The organism is Streptomyces sp. NPDC090088 (assembly GCF_044747345.1).
Lineage (GTDB): Bacteria > Actinomycetota > Actinomycetes > Streptomycetales > Streptomycetaceae > Streptomyces.
This window is the reverse complement of record NZ_JBIVDZ010000017.1, coordinates 84,536-109,490: the sequence shown is the minus strand read 5'-3', so window position 1 is coordinate 109,490 and position 24,955 is coordinate 84,536. Positions and strand designations below refer to the sequence as shown.

At 68.5% G+C, this 24,955-nt stretch carries 33 protein-coding genes and 1 pseudogene; 15 read left to right on the top strand and 19 right to left on the bottom strand.

What is annotated here, in order from left to right; translation table 11 throughout:
* Positions 1-167: 167 nt before the first annotated feature.
* The 3 genes from ACIPSJ_RS51200 to ACIPSJ_RS51190 all read right to left on the bottom strand — a co-directional run bounded on the left by ACIPSJ_RS51200 (position 168) and on the right by ACIPSJ_RS51190 (position 2,161).
* The gene (locus ACIPSJ_RS51200; protein WP_401357189.1) at positions 168-1,403 is read right to left on the bottom strand and encodes a tyrosine-type recombinase/integrase; all 1,236 of its coding nucleotides are present in this window, start codon (positions 1,401-1,403) and stop codon (positions 168-170) included.
* A 46-nt stretch (positions 1,404-1,449) separates the two neighbouring features.
* On the bottom strand, positions 1,450-1,707 hold the full coding sequence (locus tag ACIPSJ_RS51195; protein ID WP_401357187.1) for a helix-turn-helix transcriptional regulator: 258 nt from the start codon (positions 1,705-1,707) through the stop codon (positions 1,450-1,452).
* 175 nt (positions 1,708-1,882) lie between these two features.
* Positions 1,883-2,161: a helix-turn-helix domain-containing protein gene (locus ACIPSJ_RS51190; protein WP_401357185.1), complete on the bottom strand. Its 279-nt coding sequence runs from the start codon at positions 2,159-2,161 to the stop codon at positions 1,883-1,885.
* Between the two features lie 512 nt (positions 2,162-2,673).
* Here ACIPSJ_RS51190 and ACIPSJ_RS51185 point away from each other — a divergent pair.
* The 4 genes from ACIPSJ_RS51185 (at position 2,674) to ACIPSJ_RS51170 (ending at position 7,234) form a co-directional block, all read left to right on the top strand.
* Positions 2,674-3,591, top strand: coding sequence for a hypothetical protein (locus tag ACIPSJ_RS51185; RefSeq protein ID WP_401357183.1), 918 nt, complete (start codon positions 2,674-2,676; stop codon positions 3,589-3,591).
* Positions 3,588-4,280 (top strand): ATP-binding protein, encoded by a 693-nt coding sequence (locus tag ACIPSJ_RS51180; protein WP_401357199.1) that lies wholly within the window; start codon positions 3,588-3,590, stop codon positions 4,278-4,280. The genes ACIPSJ_RS51185 and ACIPSJ_RS51180 overlap by 4 nt, the downstream gene beginning before the upstream one ends.
* An 837-nt stretch (positions 4,281-5,117) precedes the next feature.
* Positions 5,118-5,522 carry a hypothetical protein gene (locus ACIPSJ_RS51175; RefSeq protein WP_401357181.1) on the top strand — a complete coding sequence of 135 codons (405 nt, stop codon included), beginning with the start codon at positions 5,118-5,120 and terminating at the stop codon, positions 5,520-5,522.
* A complete protein-coding gene (locus ACIPSJ_RS51170) occupies positions 5,519-7,234 on the top strand; it encodes a relaxase/mobilization nuclease domain-containing protein (protein ID WP_401357179.1) in 1,716 nt (571 codons plus the stop codon). Before ACIPSJ_RS51175 ends, ACIPSJ_RS51170 begins: the two co-directional genes overlap by 4 nt.
* 28 nt (positions 7,235-7,262) lie before the next feature.
* Here the strand turns inward: ACIPSJ_RS51170 and ACIPSJ_RS51165 are convergent, their stop codons facing one another.
* Positions 7,263-8,459, bottom strand: coding sequence for a helix-turn-helix domain-containing protein (locus ACIPSJ_RS51165; protein WP_401357176.1), 1,197 nt, complete (start codon positions 8,457-8,459; stop codon positions 7,263-7,265).
* Between the two features lie 6 nt (positions 8,460-8,465).
* Positions 8,466-8,942, bottom strand: coding sequence for an NUDIX domain-containing protein (locus ACIPSJ_RS51160; RefSeq protein WP_401357173.1), 477 nt, complete (start codon positions 8,940-8,942; stop codon positions 8,466-8,468).
* 169 nt (positions 8,943-9,111) lie between these two features.
* Between ACIPSJ_RS51160 and ACIPSJ_RS51155 the strand changes: the two genes are divergently transcribed.
* The 5 genes from ACIPSJ_RS51155 (at position 9,112) to ACIPSJ_RS51135 (ending at position 12,005) form a co-directional block, all read left to right on the top strand.
* Positions 9,112-9,942 (top strand): TauD/TfdA family dioxygenase, encoded by an 831-nt coding sequence (locus ACIPSJ_RS51155; protein WP_401357170.1) that lies wholly within the window; start codon positions 9,112-9,114, stop codon positions 9,940-9,942.
* A complete protein-coding gene (locus ACIPSJ_RS51150; protein WP_401357167.1) occupies positions 9,914-10,138 on the top strand; it encodes a hypothetical protein in 225 nt (74 codons plus the stop codon). Before ACIPSJ_RS51155 ends, ACIPSJ_RS51150 begins: the two co-directional genes overlap by 29 nt.
* Entirely contained in the window at positions 10,126-10,383 is a 258-nt protein-coding gene (locus tag ACIPSJ_RS51145) for a hypothetical protein (RefSeq protein WP_401357164.1), read from the top strand. Before ACIPSJ_RS51150 ends, ACIPSJ_RS51145 begins: the two co-directional genes overlap by 13 nt.
* Positions 10,384-10,533: 150 nt before the next feature.
* Complete coding sequence (locus ACIPSJ_RS51140; RefSeq protein WP_401357162.1) at positions 10,534-11,655, top strand: hypothetical protein; 1,122 nt, start codon at positions 10,534-10,536, stop codon at positions 11,653-11,655.
* Positions 11,652-12,005, top strand: a complete 354-nt coding sequence (locus tag ACIPSJ_RS51135) for an ASCH domain-containing protein (protein ID WP_401357159.1) — start codon at positions 11,652-11,654, stop codon at positions 12,003-12,005. Before ACIPSJ_RS51140 ends, ACIPSJ_RS51135 begins: the two co-directional genes overlap by 4 nt.
* Before the next feature lie 177 nt (positions 12,006-12,182).
* Here the strand turns inward: ACIPSJ_RS51135 and ACIPSJ_RS51130 are convergent, their stop codons facing one another.
* Positions 12,183-13,442 carry a hypothetical protein gene (locus ACIPSJ_RS51130; protein ID WP_401357156.1) on the bottom strand — a complete coding sequence of 420 codons (1,260 nt, stop codon included), beginning with the start codon at positions 13,440-13,442 and terminating at the stop codon, positions 12,183-12,185.
* Positions 13,443-13,657: 215 nt separating this feature from the next.
* Between ACIPSJ_RS51130 and ACIPSJ_RS51125 the strand changes: the two genes are divergently transcribed.
* Positions 13,658-15,226, top strand: coding sequence for a restriction endonuclease (locus tag ACIPSJ_RS51125; RefSeq protein WP_401357153.1), 1,569 nt, complete (start codon positions 13,658-13,660; stop codon positions 15,224-15,226).
* Between the two features lie 370 nt (positions 15,227-15,596).
* On the opposite strand, the gene ACIPSJ_RS51120 is transcribed toward ACIPSJ_RS51125, so the two are convergent.
* Positions 15,597-15,737 carry a hypothetical protein gene (locus tag ACIPSJ_RS51120; protein WP_401357151.1) on the bottom strand — a complete coding sequence of 47 codons (141 nt, stop codon included), beginning with the start codon at positions 15,735-15,737 and terminating at the stop codon, positions 15,597-15,599.
* On the opposite strand from ACIPSJ_RS51120, the gene ACIPSJ_RS51115 reads away from it, so the two are divergent.
* Positions 15,723-17,243 (top strand): TerD family protein, encoded by a 1,521-nt coding sequence (locus tag ACIPSJ_RS51115; RefSeq protein WP_401357150.1) that lies wholly within the window; start codon positions 15,723-15,725, stop codon positions 17,241-17,243. The genes ACIPSJ_RS51120 and ACIPSJ_RS51115 overlap by 15 nt on opposite strands.
* On the opposite strand, the gene ACIPSJ_RS51110 is transcribed toward ACIPSJ_RS51115, so the two are convergent.
* The 12 genes and pseudogenes from ACIPSJ_RS51110 to ACIPSJ_RS51055 form a co-directional block, all read right to left on the bottom strand.
* A complete protein-coding gene (locus ACIPSJ_RS51110; protein ID WP_401357148.1) occupies positions 17,222-17,515 on the bottom strand; it encodes a hypothetical protein in 294 nt (97 codons plus the stop codon). The two genes, ACIPSJ_RS51115 and ACIPSJ_RS51110, sit on opposite strands and share 22 nt — an antisense overlap.
* Positions 17,508-17,837 carry a hypothetical protein gene (locus ACIPSJ_RS51105; RefSeq protein ID WP_401357146.1) on the bottom strand — a complete coding sequence of 110 codons (330 nt, stop codon included), beginning with the start codon at positions 17,835-17,837 and terminating at the stop codon, positions 17,508-17,510. Before ACIPSJ_RS51105 ends, ACIPSJ_RS51110 begins: the two co-directional genes overlap by 8 nt.
* Before the next feature lie 52 nt (positions 17,838-17,889).
* Positions 17,890-18,249, bottom strand: a complete 360-nt coding sequence (locus ACIPSJ_RS51100) for a low affinity iron permease family protein (protein WP_365689624.1) — start codon at positions 18,247-18,249, stop codon at positions 17,890-17,892.
* A 68-nt stretch (positions 18,250-18,317) separates the two neighbouring features.
* Positions 18,318-18,491 carry a CsbD family protein gene (locus tag ACIPSJ_RS51095; RefSeq protein ID WP_365689622.1) on the bottom strand — a complete coding sequence of 58 codons (174 nt, stop codon included), beginning with the start codon at positions 18,489-18,491 and terminating at the stop codon, positions 18,318-18,320.
* An 84-nt stretch (positions 18,492-18,575) separates the two neighbouring features.
* Positions 18,576-18,998, bottom strand: a complete 423-nt coding sequence (locus ACIPSJ_RS51090) for a gas vesicle protein K (RefSeq protein WP_401357142.1) — start codon at positions 18,996-18,998, stop codon at positions 18,576-18,578.
* The gene (locus ACIPSJ_RS51085) at positions 18,995-19,228 is read right to left on the bottom strand and encodes a gas vesicle protein (RefSeq protein WP_401357139.1); all 234 of its coding nucleotides are present in this window, start codon (positions 19,226-19,228) and stop codon (positions 18,995-18,997) included. The genes ACIPSJ_RS51090 and ACIPSJ_RS51085 overlap by 4 nt, the downstream gene beginning before the upstream one ends.
* On the bottom strand, positions 19,225-19,542 hold the full coding sequence (locus tag ACIPSJ_RS51080) for a GvpL/GvpF family gas vesicle protein (protein WP_401357137.1): 318 nt from the start codon (positions 19,540-19,542) through the stop codon (positions 19,225-19,227). The genes ACIPSJ_RS51085 and ACIPSJ_RS51080 overlap by 4 nt, the downstream gene beginning before the upstream one ends.
* Positions 19,543-20,448: 906 nt before the next feature.
* Positions 20,449-20,868, bottom strand: a complete 420-nt coding sequence (locus ACIPSJ_RS51075) for a CBS domain-containing protein (RefSeq protein WP_401357135.1) — start codon at positions 20,866-20,868, stop codon at positions 20,449-20,451.
* A 14-nt stretch (positions 20,869-20,882) separates the two neighbouring features.
* Complete coding sequence (locus tag ACIPSJ_RS51070; protein ID WP_401357132.1) at positions 20,883-21,668, bottom strand: metallophosphoesterase; 786 nt, start codon at positions 21,666-21,668, stop codon at positions 20,883-20,885.
* Positions 21,665-21,907: a BON domain-containing protein gene (locus ACIPSJ_RS51065; protein ID WP_401357130.1), complete on the bottom strand. Its 243-nt coding sequence runs from the start codon at positions 21,905-21,907 to the stop codon at positions 21,665-21,667. The genes ACIPSJ_RS51070 and ACIPSJ_RS51065 overlap by 4 nt, the downstream gene beginning before the upstream one ends.
* Positions 21,904-22,560, bottom strand: a complete 657-nt coding sequence (locus ACIPSJ_RS51060; protein WP_401357197.1) for a hypothetical protein — start codon at positions 22,558-22,560, stop codon at positions 21,904-21,906. The genes ACIPSJ_RS51065 and ACIPSJ_RS51060 overlap by 4 nt, the downstream gene beginning before the upstream one ends.
* Positions 22,449-23,197, bottom strand: a pseudogene (locus ACIPSJ_RS51055) (NAD(P)/FAD-dependent oxidoreductase); the annotation flags it as partial. The gene ACIPSJ_RS51060 and the pseudogene ACIPSJ_RS51055, both read right to left, overlap by 112 nt.
* Positions 23,198-23,629: 432 nt before the next feature.
* Between ACIPSJ_RS51055 and ACIPSJ_RS51050 the strand changes: the two are divergent.
* The 4 genes from ACIPSJ_RS51050 to ACIPSJ_RS51035 all read left to right on the top strand — a co-directional run bounded on the left by ACIPSJ_RS51050 (position 23,630) and on the right by ACIPSJ_RS51035 (position 24,930).
* Positions 23,630-23,953 carry a hypothetical protein gene (locus ACIPSJ_RS51050; protein ID WP_401357127.1) on the top strand — a complete coding sequence of 108 codons (324 nt, stop codon included), beginning with the start codon at positions 23,630-23,632 and terminating at the stop codon, positions 23,951-23,953.
* Between the two features lie 5 nt (positions 23,954-23,958).
* Positions 23,959-24,156, top strand: coding sequence for a hypothetical protein (locus ACIPSJ_RS51045; RefSeq protein WP_401357124.1), 198 nt, complete (start codon positions 23,959-23,961; stop codon positions 24,154-24,156).
* A 111-nt stretch (positions 24,157-24,267) separates the two neighbouring features.
* Positions 24,268-24,594 carry a plasmid stabilization protein gene (locus ACIPSJ_RS51040; RefSeq protein ID WP_401357122.1) on the top strand — a complete coding sequence of 109 codons (327 nt, stop codon included), beginning with the start codon at positions 24,268-24,270 and terminating at the stop codon, positions 24,592-24,594.
* Positions 24,595-24,675: 81 nt separating this feature from the next.
* Entirely contained in the window at positions 24,676-24,930 is a 255-nt protein-coding gene (locus ACIPSJ_RS51035) for a hypothetical protein (RefSeq protein ID WP_401357120.1), read from the top strand.
* Positions 24,931-24,955: the final 25 nt, after the last annotated feature.

The following is a 24,955-nucleotide window of genomic DNA, read 5'->3' as shown; positions in this document are numbered from 1 at the left end:
CCGCTACGAGCGCAAGCCGGAACACTTCCTCGCCTTCACCGCCATCGCCGCGACCCTCATATGTCACCGCCGACTCACCAAATGAAATGGCGTCTTAAACGCCAAAGAGGGGCGCAGCGGTGCTGCGCCCCTCTCTACTCACGGACCTTTGTGGCTCGTCATTCCCCCTACGCGGCCACGGCGGCTTGGGACGTCTGAGCGAGCAGGGTGTCGATGGCACTGCGCCCCTTCCCGCCCGCCTCGGGCATGAAGTGCGCGTAGTAGTCCAGCGTGATGGTCGGGCTGGAGTGCCCCAGCCAGCGGGCCAGGGTCACCACGGACTCGCCTGCTTCGAGGATTACCGAGGCGTACGTGTGGCGCAGCACGTGGAAGCCGTCCTTGCGGGAGGCCGCCCATCGCTCACCCGCCTTCCGCATGGGGATGACACCAGCCACTGCGAGCGCGGGCTTCCACACATCCACGTTGAATATGTTCGCGCGGAGGGCGTTGCCGTACGTGGTGGTGAGGATGAGCGGGAACTTCCTCCGCTCCCTGTCCCCCTCGGGACCTCCCCAGGGCAACTCAACCTCGACAGCCGGGAACTCCAGGAAGTAGTCGGCCAACGCCGAGGCGACCGATGGGGGCATGTCGACGACACGGCTCTTGCCGCCCTTCGGGAGCGTGAAGTACAGGCGGCCGTGGAGAAGTTGGACCTGTCGCCGGATGCGCAGGACTCCGCGGGAGAAGTCGACGTCCTCCGGCGACAGCCCGAACACTTCGCCCTGTCGCAATCCGCAGCCCAATGCCACCACAGCGGCAATGCGGTACCGCGGGTTGATGGCCTCCAGGACCTTCATCGCCGTCTTCAGCGGCCAGGCTTCCCGCTGGTCGTCGGGCACCTTCGGCCAACGAACCGACTTGGCCCGGAGCGGATTGCGCACCAGACGCTTGTCGTCGATGGCGGTCTCGAAGATGTTCGAGAGCGAGGACAGGATCTGGCGCGCGTACCGCGGCGAGCATTCGGCCTCCAGCGCAGCGATGTAGCCGCGCAACACCACCGGTGTGATGTCGCGAAGAGACACCGTGCCCAGGTGAGGCTGGATGTGGAGACGAACCCGCTCGTCGATGCGCTTGACCGTGGCAGGCGTCCCGCGGACTCCCGTCCGCCAGAAGCGTGTCACGTAGTCGTCAACCGTGATCGAACCGTCGCGGGGGTCGACGAACTCGCCGCGTTCGCTGTCCGTGCCGACCCTGCGGAGCCACGCCTTGGCGTCTTCGAGGATGTCGAATGACTTGTCCCGGACTCCGGGGATACCGGCTACCCGATACCTGGAGCCTTTGCCGTAGCGAGTGGTGCGCTCCCGCTTGCCGGTGACGGCGTCTTTCTTCTTCTTGATCCAACGGTCTTCGATGTAGCCGGCCAAATACGTCCCTTGATGGCAGGTTGCGTGGGGTGGGGGGCAGGCTCAGTCAGGCACTCGTGGCGTAGTCCGAGCGCCGCTCCGGCTCGACGCCCAATGGGCTCAGGGCCGGGTTGGAGCGCGAATCTGCGCGTTCTTGCTCGCAGATCCAGGCGTCCAGCGCTTCAAACCTGTACGTCACCCGCCCACGGGATCCCATCCGGAAACTGGGTGGACCGATTCGACGATGCCGCCAGACGTAAAGAGTGTGCGGCGACATACCGAGATATTCGGCGGCCTCTTTCACACTCAGGAATGCCTGCCGCATGGCAGGGCTCGTCGCTGATACCGGATCGGCACCCGGGTGGTGAATATCAAGGGGGCGGACAGGCACGGTTGCCTTTCGTCGGAGAGTTTCGGAGTGAGCGCGGTCACCAAGCAGGGCCGGCGAGCGCGAGAGGTGGTCCGGAGGATCCCCGGTGTCGCAGACCGGGGATCCCGTGCTAGGTGCGCAGGGAGTGCGGACCGGGCAAGGGGTCGACTCCGAGAAGCACCAGGACGGAAACGTGCAGTGCTTCGGCGAGAGCGACCAGGTCATCGACGTCACAACGGCGTTGGGCGCGTTCGATGCGGGACAGCATGGTGTTGGACATCGGACGGCCGACGGCCGTCACGCGAGCGGCAAGCCGGCGCTGGGAGAGGCCGCGTTCGGTGCGGACGATTTCGATGGTTCGGGCGGTTCGTATGCCTGCGGGTCCGATGTCCAGAGAGCGTGCTGCCATGGCTCCAGTTGTAACTTGCATTCGCCGGTTTGGTGAACCGGCGATCGTGGTCTATGTTGCCCCGCCGCGCACGGCCGAAGAGTCGACGCGTATCCCTTCAGGCTGTGGAGACTGGCGTCAGGCCGGGACTCCGATTGCCCTTCGGCGCAGGGGTGTTGTGTTGTAGCTTCCGCTTCGGCAGTACGTCAACAGGTTCTCGATGTGATCTGTCTGGCTCGACGTCCAGAACAACTTTTTGGTCAACCGCCGATCGTCCCTTACGGTTTTCGCACCGCCTTTCACAGCCAGTTTCCTCGGCAGCCTTTCTGCCGTGAGAGATTGCGCCGGATTGGGCTGGACTTGCGCGGCCTGGGTGTGGCTATGTTGACGACACCCCCGGAAAACGCGAGTGGACTCCAGACGCCCTGCACCGCCGGCCGGCCGACTCCCCCGCCCCTTTCCCCCGTACCGCCACGACGACGGTGAGCCGTGGGTGCCTGCCACCCTGCAACCGAGTGAGGAAACCCCGCCTCTTGGCCCGAATCCGCACCATCAAGCCCGAAGCCTTCGTCTCCGAGTCCCTGGCCGCCGTCTCCCTGACCGCCGAGCGCACCTTCCTCGGCCTGCTCACCCAGGCCGACGACCAGGGCCGCCACCGCGACCACGCCGCGATCATCGCCGGACAGCTGTGGGTCCTGCGCCCGGAACACGGCTCCACGGACGTCGAGACGGACCTCGCCCAGCTCGCCACCGCCAGGCTGATCTGCCGCTACAAGGGGCCGGACGACAAGCGGTACCTCCACATCGTCACGTGGCACCAGCACCAGAAGATCAACCGCCCCAGCAAGAGCCGTCTCCCCGGATGCCCTCACCACGACGCACCCGCCGGAGCCACCACGCTCATCGGGAACGTCGACGTCATGGCCCCCTCACCCTCGCCTCACGGAACGCTCCGGGAGGACTCCCACGAGATACGGGAGCCCTCACTGAATTCGGGGGATGGCGGTGATCGTGCAGGTCAGGAGCGTTTCACGGAGTCTTCCGTGAGGAAGCAGGGAGGGCTCCGGGCAGCAAACGTGAGCCCTCAGGGGACGGATCTAGGACCTAGGATCATGGATCTAGGAAGTACCCCTTCGGGGGGCGCGAGCGCCCCCGCGCCCGACACCGTCTCGGCCCAGCAGCTGATCGCCGAGTACGCCGCCGCGTGCGCCCACCGACCGCCGGAAAGCGTCCTGGGCCATCTCGGCCGCGAGGTGCGCAAACTCCTCGGCGAAGGCATCACGGCCACCCACCTCCGGGCGGGACTGGCGCATCACCGGGCCAAAGGGCTGCATCCCAGCACCCTTCCCAGTCTCGTCCACGAGGCCATGAACGCCGCGCCCAAACCGGTCCCCCACCAGGCGTGGACGAACCCCAGCAACGTGGATGCCGCCTACGGAGGTGAACTCTGAACGCCACCCTCACCCGTGAGCCCCTGCGGGCCGGTCCGCTCGTCGACCGGCTCCACACGATCCTCGCCGACCGCGGAATCGACCCCGCCGCCGCAGCGGAGGAACCGCCACCCGAGCCGGTCACGGCACTGGAACTCGCCGACGCCCGCATCCCCGCCCGCTACCGTCGCGCCCTTGCCGATCACCCCCAGATCACCGCCTGGGCCGGCCAGGTCGCCCACGCCGGACGTCCGGGCCCCAGCGGCCCCGGCATTGCCGAGGGACCGTCGCTGCTGATCGCCGGCCCCACCGGCACCGGCAAGACCTACCAGGCGTACGGCGCCGTCCGCGCCCTCCTCACACGAGGTGTCAGGCTCCGCTGGGAGGCCACGACCTCCGCCGACCTCCACGCACGGCTCCGCCCCCGTCCGGGCCACGACACCGAACGCGAGTTGCAGACGCTGGCCCGCTGCCCGCTGCTGGTCCTGGACGACCTCGGAGCGGCCAAGAGCAGCGAGTGGACGGAGGAGCTCACCTACCGGCTGATCAACCACCGGTACGAGCACATGCTCCCCACCCTGATCACCACCAACCTGCCGATCCCGGAGCTGCGGGCCACTCTCGGCGACCGGGTCGCCTCACGCCTCGCCGAGATGACCGAGCGCGTCATCCTCACCGGCCCCGACCGCAGACGGCACATCCACACCTGACTTTCACGGCGGCAGGCCGGGGTGCACTCGAAGACCGAGCCGAGAGCCGATCGGGGACCGACGCCCTGGGGACCGGCCTACGGTCCCCGCTGGTCCCGCGATCACGGTCACCACCTGGCGGGGACCGTCGAGCACCGGAATCGGGGACCGCAGTGCCGCTGAACCGGGGACCGAAAGGGGACGGTCCCCGCCGAAAGACCAGGTCAGAGGGCAATGCACGTCGGTCCCCGGAGCGTCCCGACAACGGGGACCGTCCCGTCGGGGACCGGGGACCGTGCAGTCGGGGACCGGGGACCGTGCAGTCGAACGGGACGGTCCCCGTGACGACGTGTCAGGGGGACCGTCCCCGATGAACGCCGACGCCCGGTCCCCGAAGCGTTCGGGGACCGGGGACCGCATTGCCTCAGGGGACCGGTCCCGCTGCTTCCCATGTGTCCACGCCCCAACAGCCCATTCCGAATGGCATCCCGCAGCAACCGAGCTCTTCAGATGCTGCACACACCTGACATCAGCGTCCGCCCACAAGCCCCGTCCGCCGACCGATTACGTCTCGGAGGCCCACTCATGCACGACCCACATCAGGAGCACCCCACCATCAACCAGAAGGCGACCACGGCACCGACCTCAGCCGGAGCAAGTTGGAGGTTGGGACACTCCCCCGCAGGGGGCGTGTCCCAACCGGCCTCCGCCCCGGGGGTGGCGGAGGCAGACGACCGGCGCCAGGGGGCACCGGTCGACCAGGCTGCGACCGAGGGCGGACCGCAGCAGGGCGAGCAAACAGGGCCCACCATGCCCTCGCCGAGCAAGCCCAGGCCACGATCTCGGCCGCGCAAGCCGATGCAGCGACCGGCCGTCAGCGTGCGGCTCAGCAGCAGCGAGAGAGTCCTCGCCGAAGCCGGAGCACAAGCTGCGAACCTGACCCTGGCCGGGTTCCTGGCCCAGTCCGGCCTCGCCGCAGCACGCGATCTGACCGGCGTCACCGCCGCGATCGCCGACAACCGCCGCGTCCTTCAGGAACTGTTCGCCGCCCGCCGTGCCCTCACCCAGTACGGCAACCTCCTCAACCAGGCCGTCGCCGCTCTCAACGCCGGAGCGGAAGTCCCGTACCTGGACGATGCCATCGAGCGGACGGCCACCACACGGAACCGCGTCGACGAAGCCGTCCAGCGGTTCATCGCCCTGATCGACCCGAGCAGCCCTCAACCTCGGTTGCGGCGCGACCAGTACGGCGAGGCCGCATGATCCCAAAGATTCACAAGCAGGGCAGCAACACCTACGGCCTGCTCGCTTACCTCTACGGCAAGGGCACCAAGGAGGAGCACGTCGATCCGCATCTGGTCGCCTCGTACGACGGCTCGGCCCCCGATCCGGGACGGGACGTGAACGCCGGCCTCACCGCTCTCCAGCAGATTCTCGACCAGCCCCTTCACCTCCTGGACGATGACCAGCGTCCGCCCCGCCATGTCTGGCACTGTTCGGTGCGCGCCTCGCCGGGTGACCGCGTTCTGTCCGACGCCGGCTGGGCGGACATCGCACGGCGCATGGTCGTCGCCGCCGGTATCGACCCCGGCGACGGCGTCGGCTGCCGCTGGGCCGCAGTCCGGCACGCCGATGACCACATCCACATCATCGCCACCCTCGTCCGGGAGGACGGGCGGCGTCCCGACCATCACCGCTCCGGCAAGCGCGCCCAGGACGAGGCCCGCCGCATCGAAGTCGACTACGACCTGCGCCGAGTGACGCCTGGCGACGGCACCGCGCCGAAGCGCCCCACGAGCGCCGAACAGCACAAGGCCGACCGCCAGGGACGCGACCGCGCCGCACGAGAAGAGCTGCGGACAGCCGTCCGGCAGGCACTGACAGGCGCCACCAGTGAGGACGAGTTCTTCGCCCGGCTCCATGCCACCGGACTCCTCGTCCGGCAGCGCGCGGCCCCATCGGGTGACCTGCTCGGTTACAACGTCGCTCTCCCCGACGACCGGAACCAGGCCGGCAAACCGGTCTACTTCGCCGGCTCGACCCTTTCCGCCGACCTGTCTCTGCCTCGCATCCGTGAGCGCTTCGCCACCGCCCCGGCCGAGACACACCAACACGCCACGAACCGTGGAACGGACGGCACCTGGCACAAGCCGTCAGCCGCCGCCACCAGTCGGCGCTCCGCCACCCACGCTGCCTGGGTCGCCCTGCTCACCATCGACCAGGACGGTGACGGCGCGACGGCCGCTCGCATCACCGCCACCGGCGAGATCCTCGACGCCCTCGCCATGACCAGCGACACCGGCACCCGCCAGCAGCTCAGAGAGGCAGCCTGGGCATTCGAACGCGCACGCCTGTCCCACACCCGCGCCGAGCACCGCCACGCCCAAGCCCTGCGCCTGGCCGCCCGTGAACTGCTCCACAGCGGGCCCGCCCGAGGCAGAGGAGAAGACGGCGCCACCACGGCCATGCTGATCGACACCCTCTTCTTCCTGATGCTCGCCACCGCCCACTGGCACGCCCAGCGCCGGCATGCGCAGCAAGCAGAGTCCGCCCGCCGGGCCGCAGCCCACCTGCGTACCGCCTACGCCACAACAGCCGAGGCTCCCCTCGCCCTGCTGAGGGAACAGGGCCGACAGATCATCCAGCCAGTCCGCGACTGGTACGCGCTCCAGGTCCACGTGGCCCTTCCCGACCTCGCGGACTCGGTCATCGCCGAGCCCGGATGGCCAGCGCTCGTCGCCACCATGGCACAGGCCGAACAGGCCGGCCGCGATCCCCGAGCGCTTCTGGCAGAAGCCGCCGGCCTGCGGGAACTGGACAGCGCCTCTTCCATCAGCGATGTCCTGACGTGGCGCTTGCGGCGTATGGCAGACCTACTCGCGGACGCAACCAACCCCCGTCATGGACAGAGCACCACCCACACGTCAACCCCGCACATGCCGCGGCAATCGGGCGCGTCCCGTCTCCGACGCTGACCGACTCGACCGTCAGGCGCCGACCCGGTCAGGCCGCCATCTCACTTCGTATCCGGTCCAGGAAATCGGATGCCGCGGCCTGCTGCGCCGGCAGCCGTGTCCCCGCAGCGCGCATGATCCGCTGGAGTTGGTGAGGAAGACGCTGGGTCACCGCCTCCCGGGTCGCTGTGTCCAGCGACCCGGCGGCACCTCTGCGGTCATCGGCGAGCAGTTGGACGTGCGCCACCGTGATCAGCTCGATGACACGCCACTGCGGGGCCACGACGGTCGTAGGAACGGGACTCGCCTCCACCAGCCGCATCGCGGCCTTCGTACGACCGGTGGCGACGAGACCGCGCAGGCGGATCTCGTGCAACGAGAAAGGGTTGAACAGGCTCGTGTGCTCGACACGGTCCACCAGCGTGTCCGTTTCGCGCATCACGCGGTCGAACATCTCCCTGTTGCCCAGGGCACCGGAGGCCCGGGCGAGGAGAGGCAGGGCCGCGGCGCGAGCGGTGTCATCGGGTGCGATGGCGGCGGCGCGGCACAACCGCTGCACGGCGGCGCCTCGGAGGTTGGCCTTGCGCAGTTCGTTGCCGTGCATGCGCAGGACGTACGAGGTCATGCGGGGGTCGTCGAAGTATTCGGCGATCTCCAGGCCCTTGGCCGTCCAGCGTGCGGCGGTGGCCAGGCGTTCTTCGGGCAGCACGTTGCCCAGGGCGACGCCGAGGCCGACGCGGGCTCTCGCGAGCAGATGCAGGACGTCGCGCTCGGTGTGGCCGTCGTCGACGCGGGCTTCGAGGCGGGCGACGAGCGGCCACAGTTCAGAGACGGCTTCGGAGGCGTGCCCTGACTGGCGGGCAATCTCGGCGAGCCGGACCGTGGACTCACCGAACTGGAGCATCGCCCGGTGGTCGGTGTCGGTGGGATCGGTGACGCCGAGGACGTGCGGTGGGAGGTTGAGGGACTCGCAGATCCGTCGGCGGGAGCCGACGTCGTCGAGTGCTCGCTTCCCCAACTCCAACGCGGAGATGTATGTCTTGTCGTAGCCGAGGAGGTCGCCGAGCGCGGTCTGGTTGAGGCCATGCACGCGCCGGTAGAAGCGCAGTACATCGGCCAGCTCGCCTGTTGCCAGGACCAGTTGGGCCTGCGGGGTCGCCCAGTGCCACTGTGCGTGCCGGGTCGAGGGGCGGGGAAGACGGCCGCCGTCCGCGTCCGCTCGCTTCACGATCTCGCCGTCGGCCATCGTCGGCTACATCCGCCCGTAGTCGTCCGGTACTTGGGAGTCTGCACGCTGGAGGCCGTACCAGGCGGCGATGGCCTGCTTGTAGCCGTCCGGCATGTTCAGTTCCGGCACCTCGTCAGCGGTGAACATGCCCAGCTGCTTGTGCTCATGGCTGACGACCGGCGGCCGGTCGGGGGTCAGTACGGTGCAGCCGTACGTCACGATCAGGACCCGCCGTCCGGGAATCGGCTGGTAGATCCACACCCCGCCGTCGATCAGCGAGCCGGCCTTGACCTCCCAGCCGGTCTCCTCCTGGATCTCGCGCTCCAGCGCCGCCTCCGGACTGGCGTCAGGTACTTGTGTCCCGTCCGGGCTGCCGATCTCCAAGCGGCCGCCGGGCAGCTCCCATTCCTCCCGCTCGTTCTTCAGCAGCAGCACGCGATGGTGCGCGCCGAGCGCTACGCCCTTCACGGAGACGGGCCAGAGCGGGGGCGTGTACGTCATGACGGTCCTCGTCCTGCGGGGTGCGAGCCGGGCTTTCGGAACGTAGCACGCACTCACCAACCCGGCGCCTTTAGCAGGTGATTTGTCCGAGTCGACAATGCGTCGCTTTACCCCGACCACCATCTCTTCCCACCCTGATCACACCGATCCCGATCGAAGGAGTACGGCGATGCCCGACGCCTCCGCTGGGTCCGAAAAACTCTTCTCGGACCACTACGTCAGCCTCCGCACCCCGCACGCCCAAGACGTGATCGCCGCACAGCTTCGCGAGACCGGCCTCGTCACCCTCGACGGCCTCACCACCCGGCAGGCGGTCCTGGCCTTCGCCACCCGACTGATGACGATCACCCCTCACCCCCACAGCGCCCCGGACGGCCTGACCCTGATCCACAACACGGGCAGCCACGCCCACCGAGCCGGTTTCGCCGGCCTGGGCAACGGCGGCCTGGAGCCCCACACCGAACGATCCGGCACACCCGCGCCTCCTCGCCTGATCCTCCTCGTATGCCTGCGCCCCTCTACGACAGGAGGCGAGACGCTGCTCACCGACGGACGCGAGGTGCACACACGACTCATGACGACGTCACGCGAAGCCGCGGTCGCGCTCTCCCAGCCACGGACCGCCTACTTCGGAGCCGGGGCCGGCCATGCCACCCAGGTCTTCACCGTCCAGCCAGACGGCCGGATCTCCATACGGCTGCGCCAAGACGGCCTGGCCCGCTGGAGCCCGATCGTCCAGCCGTACCTGCCCGCTCTCCGCACGGCCATCGCCGACACCCGACACCGCCTGACACTCGGGGCGGGCCAGGGCTACCTCCTGGACAACCACCGCTGGCTGCACGCCCGCACCCGCTTCTCTGGAGAGCGACAGCTCCTGCGCGCCCTCGGCGAACCCCGTACTCCCCTGCCGACCGGCTTCGCTCCCCACCCGACGGTCTCCGTACTGCGCGGCACCCGCCCCACCCGAGGTGATGACCATGACCGAGTCCCCGCAGTATGAGAGGGGGACCTTGATGGTCGACAAGCGCAACGACCAGGTCGGCACGGTCATGGGTCGCACCGGCCCCTATGTCCAACTCCGCCCGCCGCAGGGCGGCAGGGAATGGGACGTGCCTCCCCAGCAGCTGCGCCCGCCCACCCAGGCGGAGGAACTCAGCGCCAAGGTCGCCGTGGCCAACGGGCGGTGGGGACGATGAGCGCACGAGCGGTCCTGCGGTACGAGACCTGGACACTCCAACCCGACCGAGACCCCGACGCCGAACCGACCACCTACGCCATGCAGTGCGCCGTGGACGGCGAGACGTCACCGGCCAGCGAAGACTTCATCGAGCCCCAGAACTGGGTGCTGGAGCACTGCGGGCAGCATCCCTCGCATCACACCTACCGCGAGATCATCACGCGGCCCTGGCGCACCTGGCGGCACCTGCGAGGCGACCGATGATCGCCTGCCTGGGCCGTTTCGCGGGACCACTGATCGTCATCGCGATCTCCGCCTCCTGCGGATTCGTGATCGGTGTCGCAGTCGCATCGGCTCCCTGATCCCCGCTCCGGGCAGTTCAACCACCAGCACCCCGACCTCAAGGGGACATCCGTGACAGCCCATCTCGTCTCACCGAACACCGTCCTCGCCAACGCGCTCCTCCGCACCGAGGACGTCCTGACCCCACGCATCCTGGCCACTCCACCCGAGCGGATCGTGCTGGTCGTCGGCACCCAGATCAACGGTGCCCCGCACATAGGCACCTCCCTCGTGCAGTCCCTCGCCTTCGCCATGGCAGCCCGATTGCGCGACCGTTTCGGCATCACGGCCGAAGTCCTTTTCAGCGCCCTCGACAACGCCCCGTACGAACTGGCCACAGACCCGGCGAGCGCCCACCGCTACCAACGCACCTACGCCCAGGCACTCGGCGACAAGGCCCTGACCGATCTCATCGACGCCCTGTACCAACCCCTTTTCACGGCCCTGTCCCGACGCCTCGGCATCCCCTACCGCATCGAGACCTACGCCCAGCAGCAAGCCTGCGAGCACTTCCGCCGCACCTGGCTGCGGCTCCTGCCCCGCCTCGACGCGGCCCGCTGGTGGCTCGCCCCCTCCACCGGCACCCCACACCTCCGGATCCCCTGCCCGCACTCGGGCTGTGGCTGGGCCGAGAAGCACGCCGAACGCACCCGCGTCCAGCTCACGGACCGCGAAGAAGCCGACATCACCGCCGTGTGCCTCCACCACGGCCCCTACCGAGCCACCATCACGTCGACCACAGGCGGCTACCTCGACCTGGCCACCCTTTACCGCAACCTCGTCAAGGAACTCGCCCTCACCAGCACACCCGCCGGCGGAACCCTGCACGTCATGGTCAAGGGCGGTGACTGGGTCTTCGGCTCCCTCCTCGTCGACGAAGCCCTCCAGGCCGTCGGCCTCAACCGCGCTCAGCTCCCCGCCCGCCTGTTCTGCCCGCAGGTCGTCACCGACACGGGGGCAAAGCTGTCCAAGTCCCTCATCCGCGAGGGTCGCGCCCCCTTGCCCGAGGGCGCCACCGATTGGATGCTCGACACCCGGCAATGGCCCGGCTCCGTCACCGAATACGCCGACCAGCTGGTGGCCATGACGGAGACACTGCTGTCAGACCCCAGGCACTTCTTCCGTTCGTACTCCGCGGCCGAGATCGGCCGCCTGATCACCGCACCAGCACCCAGGAGCCTCTCCTCCCCATGAACAGCACCACCCCGCGCCACCACGAACTCAACCTCTACCGCCAATACTTCGAACTGGTCGCTGCAGGCACCAAGACCATCGAAGTCCGGGTCAAATACCCCCGCCTCGCCGACCTCGCCGCCGGCGACACCATCCGCTTCCGCATCAAAGGCACCGACGAGACCTGCGAGGTCAGGGTCGAGCGAGTCACCGAATACCCCGACTTCGAGTCCCTCCTCGACGGCGAAGGCCCCACCAACGTCAACCCCAACGCCTCCCGCGACGAGCAACTCTCCAACATCCGCGCCATCTACCCGCCCGAAAAGGAGGCGCTGGGTGCCCTGGCCATCCAAATCGGGCGCCTCGGCTGACGCCAAGAATGGCAGGTGCGCAGGTGCACGCACGGTCTTCCGGGTCGCGAAGCGTATTCCGGCAGAGGATCACCCAGCGCCTGTCCCGCGGATCCTGCAGGAGGGGTAGGGTGCGGCCCACGCTTGGCGACACACGGCGCCGCGATCGCCTGCGCCGAGGAGTATGCATCGTGCTCGTCAATCGCCGGCCGAAGGAACCGGCTTCTGATCAACGGACACGTCCACTGGAGGCACCTGCTGCTCCAGAGCATTGCCGATGGCCAAGACCGCCTCGCTCAGTCGACGAAACGCCTTCGCGCGCAGACCAAGCCGCCTGATACCCCGCTCAAGCGGCTCACGCATGTGTCGCTCGCAAACGACGAAATCTGCGTACCCTGCCGCGCAGGACAAGTAGATCATGTCCGTGAGGTCGTTTCGCCTCCATTTCGTGCCCTTGTTGAGGTGTCGGTTGTGGAACATCTCCCGGTAGAGCCCTGTCGCGGGCAGCACAGCGAAACCCTGCACGGGCTGCTTCTGCCCCCACTGCTGGACTTCCTGAGTAGTCAGGCCCGCCGCGTATGCTCCTTCCGCGAATTCACGTTGGAAGTCGCTGAACAGGAAGGCGTCAATGGATCGGCGCTTCTGCTGCGAATCCCAGTCCTGGGTGTCCAACCAGTCGCTGTACCGCTGATTCGATGCCACCCAACCGGTCTCCGGTCCAGGCTCAACATGCTCGGCATCGAGCATGACGTCGATGTAGGTACTTGCAGACGTCAGGGACATCCAGCGGAAGGCGTCGGCAGCTGAAAAGTCCGACGGTGGCGTGCTTGGCGTTACACCGCTCCTCGACGAGTGGAGTGCGTTCGGGGCCAGCGTGAACACGGAAGACGCTCGGGTGCTGTCAGCCTTGCCCTTCCAGCAACGGAACATCTCAAGGATCTCGTCTGCACGCACCTGCAGGGGGTCCCGCATCTGCCAGCCCCTGCTCAGCTGGAGAATGGTCAGGCCGAGGCTGTATCGCTTGTCCGCCACGGACCACTTGGTCGTTTCGTAGTGGTGACCCGCCGAGGCCGGCATGATGATCCGCCTAGTCCGAACCCATTCCGCCAACTGCTCAGCGGATGCTCGATCTTCTCCGCTCACCGTGTCACCGCCTTGCAGAGCCTCGCTGACGGGGCGCCACATGTTCTGGTCCAGATACACGACAAGTCGGCCGTCGAGAGGCTCGGTTCGGCCCCGACCGGGCATCTCGAAAGCGACCTCGTCGCCGTCACGGGTCACGGCGAGCAGGCCACCCAGAGGTGAATAGTGCAGCCGGACCAGCAGGCTTGTAGGGGCGAACGGCGGGTCTGTCAGGGGCGCCCTAGCTTCCTTGCCGTCTGAGCGTGTGAGAACGACCGAGGAGGTCTCGCGGTCCAAGGTCATCATCACGATATGAGGATCACTCTGCTGATTCACGGAAACATCGTGCAGGCCGGACACCGACGGCCCAAGTGGATATCGGAGAGTCCCCGGCTCCATGCGCAAGCGCCCCAGCCGGTTCGGCCGCGAAGTGACCGGGCAGTGCATGGCAGGGAGCACCTTCCACAAGTACCTGCTGACGCCATCGGCCTGTTGCGGGATACTGCGGAACGTTCCGAACTGGCGATCATGCGCTGAACTGGGGGAAAGCTGTGGCGGGCGGGAACGATCCTTACGCACGGGAACTCGCACGGCAGGCCAGAGAACGAGAGAAGACTCAGAAGGCCGCCGAGGCGGAGGCGAGGAAGAAGGCCCGCGCGGAGAAATTGGCCTACGAGGCGGCCCGCGCCCAGGAGGCCGCAGACCGGACGAGCGTGACTGAGCATGACGCCGAACAGCTTTCCCACCTGCTACGCACGTCCGTTGTGGGTGGGCGCCCGCTGACGTTCGAACGATTGAAGCAGGAGTTCGCTCCGTCGCCGTTCCTGCTGCCCAAAGGGCGTACCAAGGCTGCTCCTCTGCCCCGGTGGGAGGAGTACGAGCCAGAGCCTCCGCGGGGGCTGCTGGGCGCTCTGGGATTCGGACGGCGAGGGTACGACGCGGACGTCGAGGCAGCGCGCAAGAGGTTCGACAGGGCTCTGCGTGACCACGCACGTGACGAGAAGAAGCGCGTGGCGAAGTTAGAGGAGGCACGGGCACAGCATGAGGAGGGAAACCGGAAAGAGGCTGCCCGAGTCGAAACGTGGAATGCAGCGCTGGAGGAGCGCCGCAGCGCCTACCGGGACAGGGATGTCGAAGCCGTCGAATGGTTCGTCGACCAAGTCCTGGCCGCCTCCGTCTATCCACACGGTTTCCCGAAGACCCACCAGGTCTCGTTCCAAGCCGACACCGGCGACTTGCTGATTGAGATCGACCTGCCCTTGGAAGACGTGGTCCCCGCGGCCCGTGCATACCGATACGTGAAGACCCGCGACGAGATCACTCCCGTACCGAGGCCGGACAGAGATCGCAAGGAACTGTACGCGTCGGTCCTGGCTCAGACGGCCTTGCGTACCGTCCACGAACTCTTCGCGTCCGACACGGAAAAAGTGGTCCAGTCCATCGCCCTGAACGGGCATGTCGCCACTATCGATCGCGCCACGGGGCGGAACGTCCACCCGTGCTTGATCACTCTCCAGGCCGATCGGGCTGAATTCAGCCAGTTGGTCCTGACACAGGTGGACCCGCGGGCCTGCCTGAAACGACTACGGTCACTGATCTCACCCAACCCGTACGAACTGGAGCCAGTGCGCCCGCTGGTCACGTTCGACCTGTCCAAGTTCCGAATCATGGACAGCCTTGATGTCGTGGCCGGTCTGGACAGCCGACCTGTCCTGATGGACCTGACACCCACGGAATTCGAGCACCTCATTCGACAGTTGTTCGAAGCTATCGGCCTGGACAGCGTGAACACCCAGCCATCGAAGGACGAAGGTGTGGACGCGGTCGCGATGAACACGGATCCGGTCATGAAGGGGTTGTGCATCATCCAGGCCAAGCGCACCAAGAACGTGGTCCCGTTCGAGACCGTCTCCGCTCTCGCCGGCGTTGTGGAACACAAGCGTGCGGCCAAGGGCATCCTGGTGACGACCTCCTGGTTCGGCCGGGCGAGCGAGGCGTTCGCCAACGAGCACGGGAGGCTCGAACTCCTCGACGGCGCCAATCTGGTCCACCTGTTCAAGGAGCACATGAACCTTGACGTCATCCCCGGACCGGTACCGCCTAAGCGGCGCCCGCGTTAGAAGTGCGGGGGCCGATGGAGACATCAGCGTGGGCCGGGCAGCGACAAACGTCCCGTGGCAGTCGCTACGTGGCCCCGGACAATCGATGACCCACATCGCATCACGCATGGTCATACCTGCCCCTTCCGTCCTTGAGCGATGTCAGACTTGGCGGTGGGGAGAGGGGTATGCCATGGGGTTCGGGTTCCGAGTCGGAGTTCCCGGGATGAGCGTGCGGGTCTCGACACGTGGGGTGCGTACCTCCATCGGTCCGCGGATGGCGAGGCTCAGCGTGGGTAGCGGCGGGGCCCGGATGTCGTCGGGACTCGGGCCCTTCTACGCGTCGAGTTCCCTGGGTGGAAGCCGACGGCGGACTAGCACCCGGCGGTCTTCACGTCCCCGGGCGGTCGTCCCCTCCGCTGCCCAGCTGGACCGGGCCCGCCGTCAGGCGGAACGGGCGCAGCAGGACGCCGAGCGCGATGCGGCGATCGCCCAACTGCGCTCGCTGCGGGAGCAGATGACCTGCGTCCACCTGCAGTCCTTCCCGGCGGCTCACCCGCCGACGATCCCGGAGGCGCCTCAACTGGGTCTGCCTTGGGCAATCGCGGAGGCGCAGACTTTCCATCTGCGGGGAGTGGGCCGGCTGGCCCGCGCTGAACGGGCTGCGGCGAAACAGCGCGCGCAACAGGACGCGCCCGCGTACCTGGCCGCGGAGTCGGCACGTCTGGCGGCGGTGCACCAGCAGTTGGCCGGCGAGGCCCAGCAGTGGTGGCAGGACCTGGTGGCCAACGACGAGGCGACGGTCTGCGAGGCGGTGAACACGGCCTTTTCCGACAACCCCGCCGCAGGCTGCGCCGTCGGCGTGGACGGGTCCGTGCTGTCGGTGGTGATGCGCCAGCAGGACCTCGACTTCATGCCCACCCAGACCCCCGGACTGACTCCGGGCGGACGTCCGACCCTCAAGAACCTCACCAAGCGGGATCGGCTGCTGTGGTGGCTCACCGCCGTGGGCTCCAACATCGTCGCCACACTCAAGGAGGGCTTCGCCACCGCCCCCGGCATCACGGCCATCGACCTGGCCGTACTGACCCGCCTGCCCGACACACAGCGCCTCGGATTCGTGGTCTACGGCCGCTGGACGCGTCAGGCGATCGAGTCCACACCCTGGCGCACCGCCGAGGACGCCCTGCGCTTCCTGGACATCGGCCAGGACGTCGCATGCTCGGTCACCACCACCGCGTCCGGCAACCTCTCCAGCACGATCAAGCCGCTGGACACCACACGCGTCCCCGGTCTCCAGGAACTCCTGGACCATGCTCAGGACGAACCCGACGCAGGCGAGTCCTCGATCGCCGACCTCGACATCAGCCTCGGCGCCAACACCCGCCCCGACCAAGGGAATCCGGTCGTCGAGCCATACCGCATCAAGTCCTTCGCCGAGTGGCGGCAGGAGATCTCCTCACCACCGCCTCCTATGCCGTCCACGCCTCCCTCGGAACCGACCGCGCTGATCCCCGGCCAGACTCTGGTACTGCCCGACGAAGCCTGGCACGGGCTCCACATCGCCTTCGGATTCGCGGGAGCGGACGCCGACCTCACCCTCTTCCTCACCACGGATGACGGCCGTGTCGCCAGCGACGAGGACTTCGTCTTCTACAACCAGCCGTCCGCCGCCGACGGCGCCGCCCGCCTGCTCGGCAAACAGCCCGAGGGACCGCACACCGTCGAACGCGCCACCGTCCACCTGTCCGCCCTGCCCGAACGGGTCCGCCGCGTGGCCATCGCCGTCAACATGGACGTCGACACCGGATTGACCTGTGGTTCTCTCACTTCCGCCGCCCTGCATATGACGTGCACGACAGGCGCATCCTGGATCTTCCAGCCGCCCGCCGACCCGAACATCCGGGCCATGGTCGTCGCCGAGCTGTACCGCCACATCATCGACGGCCACCCCACCTGGAAACTCCGCGCCATCGGCCAGGGCTGGGCGAACGGCCTCGACGGTCTGGCCCGCGCCTACGGAGTCGACGTCGAGTGACGATCGAGGGCGACAGGAGCACTGACCGGGACGCCGTCGCCGGCGAGCGTCGCGAGCACGCCGAGGTTGCGGCTCAACCGGTCAAGCGACACGTCGGTGACCTGCTTGAGGGCGAATGCCCCGACTGGAGTGTCGACCTTCCAGTTCACGTTCATCAGCCCGTCGGCGAGGTAGCGGCGTTCCCGCACCCCTCCGATCCCGAAAGCGGCGGCCAACTCGCTGAGGACGTTGCCGGCGATATCAGTCCGGTCGGCCGCGGTCGCATCAGTCATCCCGAAGATACGTGAGCAGTGGCTTCGCCCCCGGCGTTTGGGGACCAAGACCCCCTTCGCCGCCGAAGCCTCCCCGCATCGCGCCCGCAGGCAGCCTTACCGCCTGCATCACTGTGGTTCGGTCCCGGTCGGAGCCTTCTGCGAAGACCCGCACCACCAGGTCGCGGTCGATCACCGTGCAGCGCAGATGTCCGTCCTCGGTGACCAGGACCGCGCCGACGTCCTCGTCCCGCATCATCCGGGTCAGGGACACCACCGAAGCCTGCGCGGTTCGACGGTTACCAGGGTCGCTGGTCATCATGTCGCGCAGATGCTGGGGCACGGCTGGCCCCCTTCCTCCGCGCCCAACCTGTCGCGCAGCGAGAGACGCGAATTCAGAGATCGTCTTCCAGTCTGATTGCGTTCCGAAGGTCCTCCTGGGCCTCGCGCGCCTCGCCCTCGCTCTGTTCGAGGAGCGCTGCGGCGATCGCGTCGAGCTTTCGCTGGACGGCGCGCTCGGCCCGTCGCTCCGAGTTCTTCAACAACGCCAGCAGCAGCAACGTGACGCACGTCATCAGGTCACCGGCCAGCATCTGCTGCGAGATCGACAGACCGGCGACGTGCGTGGCCACGAAGAAGGCGACGAGCAGCAGGCAGAACCCGTAGAACACGGGCGAGCTGGTCACGTTCGAGGCGGATTCGGCGAACCGCTCGAATCTCCCTTTGCCTCTCTCGGCAGGGTGCCGGACGACCATATTCTCCTCACCTCCCGAGCACGACGGAGCGGGCCCCCGAATGGAGAGCCCGCCCGGTGGTCGACTTGTCAGGGCTTGAAGACGTCCTTCGTCTTCTCCTTGGCCTGACGGGCCGCGCCCTTCGACTTCTTGGCCTGCCCTTCGGCCGTCATCCGCTCGTTGCCCACGGTGCGGCCAACCGTCTCCTTGGCCTTTCCCGCGGCTTCTTCGGCTTTGCCCTTGATCTTCTGCTGCTTGGCCATGGTCCTTCCCTCCTCGCCCCATGGGAAATCGAGCACCCGTTCCGGGTAACCCCCCTGTCGGACGCTGAAACGGAATGGCGATCGTCAGTCGGGGCGCGCCGGCGGAAGAAGGGTGCCGAGTGGGCCGAGGTCCAGGTTGAGGTCCTCCATGGTCAGACCGTAGGTGGCGCACAGGTCGGACATGCGGTCGTGGAGGATCATGAGGGTCGAGCCCAGCCGTTCTTCCTGCTCCTCGGTGAGATCCCCCTGGTCGACCCGGTGCAGCGCCTGCCGTTCCATGAGCTGCCGCAGCAGTTCGACCAGCGTGAGAACGAGCCTGACCAGGTCACGTTCGACGGTGTCCGGGTCCGCGCTGATACGGCGGGCCGGGCGCGGCGGTCCCGGCTCCCGGGTGTCGTCCGGTACGGCGGGCAGCAGCCGGAAGGCCCGGGCCGCCGCCGCTGTGACCTCGGCCAGCCGGTCCGGGCCGCCGGGACCGGAGTGTCGGTCGGCGGCCGCGTCCGTCATGACGCGTCCTCGGGGCGGGCCGGTGTCGGCCACGGTGACGGGTTCCGGGCGCTCACGGAGACGATCAGGGCGCGCAGCGAGATCCGGACCAGGTCGATGTCGGCGATCGACAGGACCAGATCCCCGGTGACTACGACACCTCCGCTCAGCAGGCGGTCGAGGAGGTCGATGAGGGCCACCTGGCGCTGGGCCAGTGGTTCGGCACCGGGCGGCCGCTCGACCGCGCTCATGGCGCCGGGTCCGTCGCGGGAGTCTCCGCACCGGGCGGGGTGGCGAAGGAGTAGGGCGCCCACGGCCCGGTGACGTCGATCCGTACGCCGGGCAGGTCCTGGACGGTGTCGAGGACCCGCGAACGGAACTCCGCCGCCGCCTCGCGCGGGACGAGGTAGGCGTCGTTGACGACGTTCTCTCCGGCGCCGGCGGCGAGTGTCCCCTGCTGCACCCGGTGGCGGGCATGGCCGGCCGCCATGGCGCGGCCGATCGCCTCGACGCGTTCGGCGGTCTGCCGGGCGGCCTGGTAGGACTCGTCGCGGGAGTGCCGCACCGGGTGAAGGGAGTGATGCGATCATGCCGACCGCGACGGAACAGGCCAGGGCCGACGCCCTACTCCGCACACGCCGCAGCCCCTCTACCAATTGCTGGTGCTCGCCCACCTGCTCAGCGCACGTGTCAGGGCGTCCGTGGCCACGGACGCCGCACGCGCCCTGTGCAATGACGGGATGTAACCCGAAGCGCATGCGTGAAGCCACCGGGCACCAGGGGGTGGACGCCTCGGCGAAGCCGCCGACCGGCTGCTGGAGCAGTACGGCGGCGACCTACACAGGCTCCGGGAGGCCACCGGCGGCGACAACGAGGAATGCAAGCGCCTGCTGCGCGAACTACCCGGCATCGGGCCCGCCGGCGCGGACATCTCCCTTCGGGAAGCCCAGGGCCTCTGGCCCGAAGTGGCGCCGTATTTCGACGCCAAGGCCCTCCAGGGCGCCGATCGGATCGGCCTCCCGAAGTCCCCGAGCGCCATCGCCCGCCTGGTCAGAGGGAATGAAGCGGGTGGCGGACGACGTCACAGCGCGCGCCGACAGCTGACGCACAGGGCGAGCCCGTCGCGCAGCCGACTCCGTAGCCGACTCATCGCTGGCACCTTCCCCAAGTCCGACCGTCGGCAGGGAGCGGCGCTCGACCTCCCCAGGTGGTACGCCGCTCCCTCACCAACCCGAGCCGAATACCCACAGACTCTCGCCGCACACCGCGCACTCGCCGCACCGTATGTCTCGGACTATGCACCGGCCGTGTCAAGCCGGCCCCGCCAGGACCATTCTGTGATCGAGGACAGGTCGGTTCCGGTGCGGCGCAGTTCGCGTCGGATCTCATCCCGTACACGGACCTAGCATGCGACCAGGCCGCCTGTGGCACCGACCTGCCGGCCCCCGGCTGACTGGCTGGCGCCAAGTCTTCACGTGTTGGGCCGGGCCACGCTGATGTCGCCGAGGGCGGATTCCTCGTCTCGTTCCATCGCAAGGTCGCCCAGGGCGAGGATGCCCACCGGCCGGTCGCCCTCGACGACGGGGAGTCTCCGTACGGCGTGCTCGCGCATCAGCCGGACCGCTCGGTCCAGGCTGTCGTCCGGGGTGATGGTGATCAGGTCGTCGCTGGCGGCCTGCATCACCGTCGTCTGCTCGGGGTCGACGCCTTCGGCGAAGGCCCGCACCACCAGGTCGCGGTCGCTCACCAGACACCGCAGATGTCCTTCCTCGGTCACCAGGACGGCGCCGACGTCCTCATCGCGCATCAGCCGGGCCACGGAGGTCACCGATGCCTGCGGTTCGACGGTCACAAGGTCGCTCGTCATGATGTCGCGCACATGCTGGGCCATGACCGGTCCCCTTCTCACTGTTCGTTGGTGTCTGTCGGCAACCGGGTACCCCTCGTGCGCAGTCCCTCCCCGGGCCGACACGAGTCCAGGGAGTAGATGTGGAAGGCCCGCCCGATGACGGGCTGGGCGACGTTGCGCACCTTCACGCCGCCGCCAGTCATGCCGTGTTCGGTGCCGGCATGGGCGTGTCCGTGGACGGCGAGGTCGGCGCCCGCTGTGTCGATGGCCTCGGCGAGGAGGTAGCTGCCGAGGAACGGGTAGATCTCCAAGGGTTCTCCGGCCAGGGTGTCAGGCACGGGGGCGAAGTGGGTCAGGGCGATCCGCGCGTCGCACTCGTACCCGTGGAGTTCCTTCAGGGCCGCGCGCAGGCCGTCGGCGCGGTGGCGTGAGTACCGTACGAACTCCTTCATCGCGGGCTCTCCGAACTCGGGGGCGCACCGGCCCACGAACCCGCCGCCGAACCCCTTGGTGCCGGCCACGCCGATCCGTAGATCGCCGTGGGTCACGACGGTCGCCTGGCCCTCCAGGACGTGTGCTCCGGCCTCCCGCAGGATGGCGGTGACCTCGTCGGGATGGTCGTCGTGGTGGTCGTGGTTGCCGAGGACGGCGACGACGGGGACGCCGAGGTCCTTGATCTCGCGGGCGACCACCCGGGCCTCCTCGGGCGTGCCGTGCCGGGTGAGGTCACCGGCCAGCAGGAGGATGTCGGCGCAGTCGGGCAGGGTCTCGAAGGCGGGCCGGAGGGTGCCCTGGCTGTCGAGGCCCATATGGATGTCGCCGACGACCGCGACCCGGGTCATGTCAGCTCCTCGGAATGGTCGGGCGGGGAGGTCTCGGCGACGACGAGATCGCAGTGCACGGGCACGCCCGCCAGGTCCTCGTGGGCGACACGAAGGATGTCCTCGCGGCATCCGGCGGACGGCACCGTGCCCGTCAGCAGGACCGCCTCGCCGCGGATCTCGGCCCGCACCCCCAGCTCGCCGCAGGAACCCGCCGCGAGCCGCTCGGTGACGTGGGCCACGCGGTATTCGAGGTTCATCGCTGCTCCCGTTCCTGGTCGGGGCCGATGACATGCAGCCGCTCCAGCAGGTAGAGGAAGGCGGCGGGCATCGGCTCGTCCCCGCAACTGCGGCGCACCTCCTGCCAGTCGACCTTCTCGCGCAGGGACCGGGCGACTGGTAGTACGGCGCCGAAGTCGCAGTGGTGCTCCGAGAAGGCGGTGCTCAGATTCACCAGCAGGTCGGTCGCCGACAGGACGGGCATGTGCACCGAGTCGACCGGGATCTCCTCGGCGCGGGCCAGCAGGTCCACGGTCACCGGCCGGTGAGCGAGCTCGAAGATGATGTCGACGTCCTGGCCGAGGCAGGTGGTCTTCAGCAGCCAGTCCTCCGGGGGCACCCGCACGGTGAGACCGGCCGACCGCAGCGACCCAGCCACCGCCTCGGCCTCCTCGGGCAGCACGCAGAAGTCGGCGTCGTGCTGGAGTGTGCCGCTGCCACCGTGGGCGTAGACCGCCACGCTCCCGGCGAGCGCGAACTTGTGCCCGGCGCGCTTCAGGGTGGCCCCCACCTGCTTGGCGGCCTCCAGGATGGACGGGTGAACAGCAGGGCCCGGTCGAAGACGGGATAGTGCGTGGCGACCACGACCTCGCGGGCCCGCACCGACACTCCCGTGTCGGTCGCCAGGACGCAGGGTTCGCCTTCGGTGAGGCCGTGACGCGCGTTCCCTCGTACACGGTGCCGCCGTGGCGACGCAGGTCGCCGGCCAGGGCACGCAGGTACTTCACGGGATGGAACTGTGCCTGGCCAGTCACCCGGACGGCGCCCGCCACCGGGTAGGGAAGCTCCGTTTCGGTGACGAACTCGGCCGGCAGGCCCGCCTCCCGCGCCGCCTCGGCTTCCGCCCGCAGCTGTGTCACGCGCCGCGGGTTCTCCACGTACGTGCAGGCGGCTGCCTGCTCCCACTCGCACTCGATCTCCAGGTCGGCCACGATCTCGGCGGCCCGGCGGATCGCCGCGGACTGCGAGTCGGCATACAGCCGGGCGCCCTCGCGGCCACGGGTGCGGCGCAGATGATCGTAGAGCAGGGTGTGCAGCGCGGTCAGCTTGGCCGTCGTGTGGCCGGTGCCCCCGGCAGCGATCCTGTCGGCCTCCAGTACGGCCACTTCGTGGCCGCGCCGGGCCAGCTCCCAGGCGGTGCTGAGCCCCGCGACACCGCCACCGATCACCGCGACCTCGACGGCGAGATCCCCGGACGGCGGGAGAGTGGGCTCGACGCCCGGGGCGGTCTCGATCCAGTACGACCCGCGGAGCACTTGCTCGGTTTTCATGGCCGCCGAGTTCCCGTCCTGCCGTGGCGACACGCACCGACCTGTTCGAGGTCGACCCGGCACCCCATCCCTTCAGCCCGATTCACCGGAATCGCGCGCGAGGACCCGGCATGAACCGGCCCCGGCCCACTCAGCCGCCTTCCGGTCCGCGGACCGGAGCGGCGCGAAAGGAGCGATCGTGACGGCCGCCGTTCGCCGAGGACCGCGTACCGGGAACGTCAAGGACGTGCCGGACGCGAAGGTCGAGCACCCCTGCGACGTCCTCGTCCCGCACTCCGACGGCCACGGCTGAGACAGATGGCTCGGACGGCTCCCGCCGGGAGCGGCGCCCGGTGGTCCTGTCCCCCGAAGGCGAGGGGCCGGACGGGTCCCGTACGGGTACTCGTGCAAGACCGCCGCACGTGGGTGGAGAGAAGCGAGAGGGCACGAGCCATGAAGACACCGACGCCGGGCATACGCCCGCAGATCCACCGGGCCCGCACGGACCTGCTTGGGATCTACCTCAACGACCATCTGGCAGGTGCCACGGTCGGAGCCGGACGCTCCCGGTTCGCGGCCCGCTCGCATCGCGACCCGCCCTACGCGGAACCGCTGCGGCATCTCGCCGACGAGATCGCCGAGGACCGCGCGAGCCTGCTGCGCATCATGCGGAGCCTGGCGTGCCGCGGCGCCGCTACAAGGTCGCGGCATCCGGCGCGGCCGAGCGGCTGGGGCGTCTCAAGAGCAATGGGCGCCTTTGCAGGCGTTCACCTCTGACGCTGGTGATCGAACTTGAGTTCCTCCGGCTGGGGGTGACGGGCAAGGAACTCGGCTGGCGCACGCTGCGCGCCCTGGCCGAGGCGGACGGCCGCATCGACGAGCAGGGGCTCGACGGACTGATCGCACGAGCCGAACGGCAGATGAACACGCTGGAGGAGTTGCGCGTCAGAGCAGTCCGGGAGATGTTGCTCACCGGCTGACGCGGAGCGGGAGGGTTCGCGGGTCGAACGACAGCTTCGGGGAACCCGAGACGTTGGCAGCCCCAGCAGCGGCGCCGTCCAGTCTCGTCGAGTACGGCAAGGAGGAGCAGCATGCCTGCCGGATCGAGTTCCAAGCGGGAACGACAGTACGAACACATCAAGAAGAGCGCCCAGGACCGGGGGGAGTCCGCCGGACGGGCCAAGGAGATCGCCGCGCGGACGGTCAACAAGGAGCGGGCAAGGTCCGGCGAGTCGAAGACCGCGAGCAAGACCTCGACCCGTGACCCCAAGTCCGCGTCCCAGCGCGGCGGGCAGCGCTCGCACAGCGGTGCGCAGGGCCCGACCAAGGACCAGCTCTACGAGGAGGCGAAGGACCGCAACATCGACGGCCGCTCCTCGATGACCAAGAAGCAGCTGCAGAACGCCCTCGGCCGTTGAGAGTGAGGCCAATGCGGCCCACCAAGGTGGACCGGATGGCGCGGCCCTGAAGCGGGCGCGCCCGGCACAGCGGCAGACCCCGTGGAGCGCGGGGTCCCCACCGCCTCCCTGCTGCACTCCAACGGGGATGCCATGGAGGTCGAGGTCGCCCATGACCGGGAGCTCCTGGGCCACGCGCACATCGGGGTGACCGCGACGGTCTACGCTCACGTCCGCCTCCGACTCCAGCGCCAGGCTATCGACCTCCTCGGACACGCACTCGGCGACCTCACCGAAACTGGAGCCAAGCCCGACGATGGCGACGATCCGCCGTCTTCTACAGCACCCGTCCGCTGACGTTGCCGTCAACTACTGCCGTCAG

Coding starts and splice junctions, on each gene's coding strand:
- ACIPSJ_RS51195 (WP_401357187.1), bottom strand. CDS start 1,707: ATGCGGCAGGCATTCCTGAGTGTGAAAGAGGCCGCCGAATATCTCGGT.
- ACIPSJ_RS51190 (WP_401357185.1), bottom strand. CDS start 2,161: ATGGCAGCACGCTCTCTGGACATCGGACCCGCAGGCATACGAACCGCC.
- ACIPSJ_RS51175 (WP_401357181.1), top strand. CDS start 5,118: ATGCAGCGACCGGCCGTCAGCGTGCGGCTCAGCAGCAGCGAGAGAGTC.
- ACIPSJ_RS51170 (WP_401357179.1), top strand. CDS start 5,519: ATGATCCCAAAGATTCACAAGCAGGGCAGCAACACCTACGGCCTGCTC.
- ACIPSJ_RS51165 (WP_401357176.1), bottom strand. CDS start 8,459: ATGGCCGACGGCGAGATCGTGAAGCGAGCGGACGCGGACGGCGGCCGT.
- ACIPSJ_RS51160 (WP_401357173.1), bottom strand. CDS start 8,942: ATGACGTACACGCCCCCGCTCTGGCCCGTCTCCGTGAAGGGCGTAGCG.
- ACIPSJ_RS51155 (WP_401357170.1), top strand. CDS start 9,112: ATGCCCGACGCCTCCGCTGGGTCCGAAAAACTCTTCTCGGACCACTAC.
- ACIPSJ_RS51150 (WP_401357167.1), top strand. CDS start 9,914: ATGACCATGACCGAGTCCCCGCAGTATGAGAGGGGGACCTTGATGGTC.
- ACIPSJ_RS51135 (WP_401357159.1), top strand. CDS start 11,652: ATGAACAGCACCACCCCGCGCCACCACGAACTCAACCTCTACCGCCAA.
- ACIPSJ_RS51115 (WP_401357150.1), top strand. CDS start 15,723: ATGACCTGCGTCCACCTGCAGTCCTTCCCGGCGGCTCACCCGCCGACG.
- ACIPSJ_RS51110 (WP_401357148.1), bottom strand. CDS start 17,515: ATGACTGATGCGACCGCGGCCGACCGGACTGATATCGCCGGCAACGTC.
- ACIPSJ_RS51100 (WP_365689624.1), bottom strand. CDS start 18,249: ATGGTCGTCCGGCACCCTGCCGAGAGAGGCAAAGGGAGATTCGAGCGG.
- ACIPSJ_RS51095 (WP_365689622.1), bottom strand. CDS start 18,491: ATGGCCAAGCAGCAGAAGATCAAGGGCAAAGCCGAAGAAGCCGCGGGA.
- ACIPSJ_RS51090 (WP_401357142.1), bottom strand. CDS start 18,998: ATGACGGACGCGGCCGCCGACCGACACTCCGGTCCCGGCGGCCCGGAC.
- ACIPSJ_RS51085 (WP_401357139.1), bottom strand. CDS start 19,228: ATGAGCGCGGTCGAGCGGCCGCCCGGTGCCGAACCACTGGCCCAGCGC.
- ACIPSJ_RS51075 (WP_401357135.1), bottom strand. CDS start 20,868: ATGGCCCAGCATGTGCGCGACATCATGACGAGCGACCTTGTGACCGTC.
- ACIPSJ_RS51070 (WP_401357132.1), bottom strand. CDS start 21,668: ATGACCCGGGTCGCGGTCGTCGGCGACATCCATATGGGCCTCGACAGC.
- ACIPSJ_RS51065 (WP_401357130.1), bottom strand. CDS start 21,907: ATGAACCTCGAATACCGCGTGGCCCACGTCACCGAGCGGCTCGCGGCG.
- ACIPSJ_RS51050 (WP_401357127.1), top strand. CDS start 23,630: ATGAAGACACCGACGCCGGGCATACGCCCGCAGATCCACCGGGCCCGC.
- ACIPSJ_RS51040 (WP_401357122.1), top strand. CDS start 24,268: ATGCCTGCCGGATCGAGTTCCAAGCGGGAACGACAGTACGAACACATC.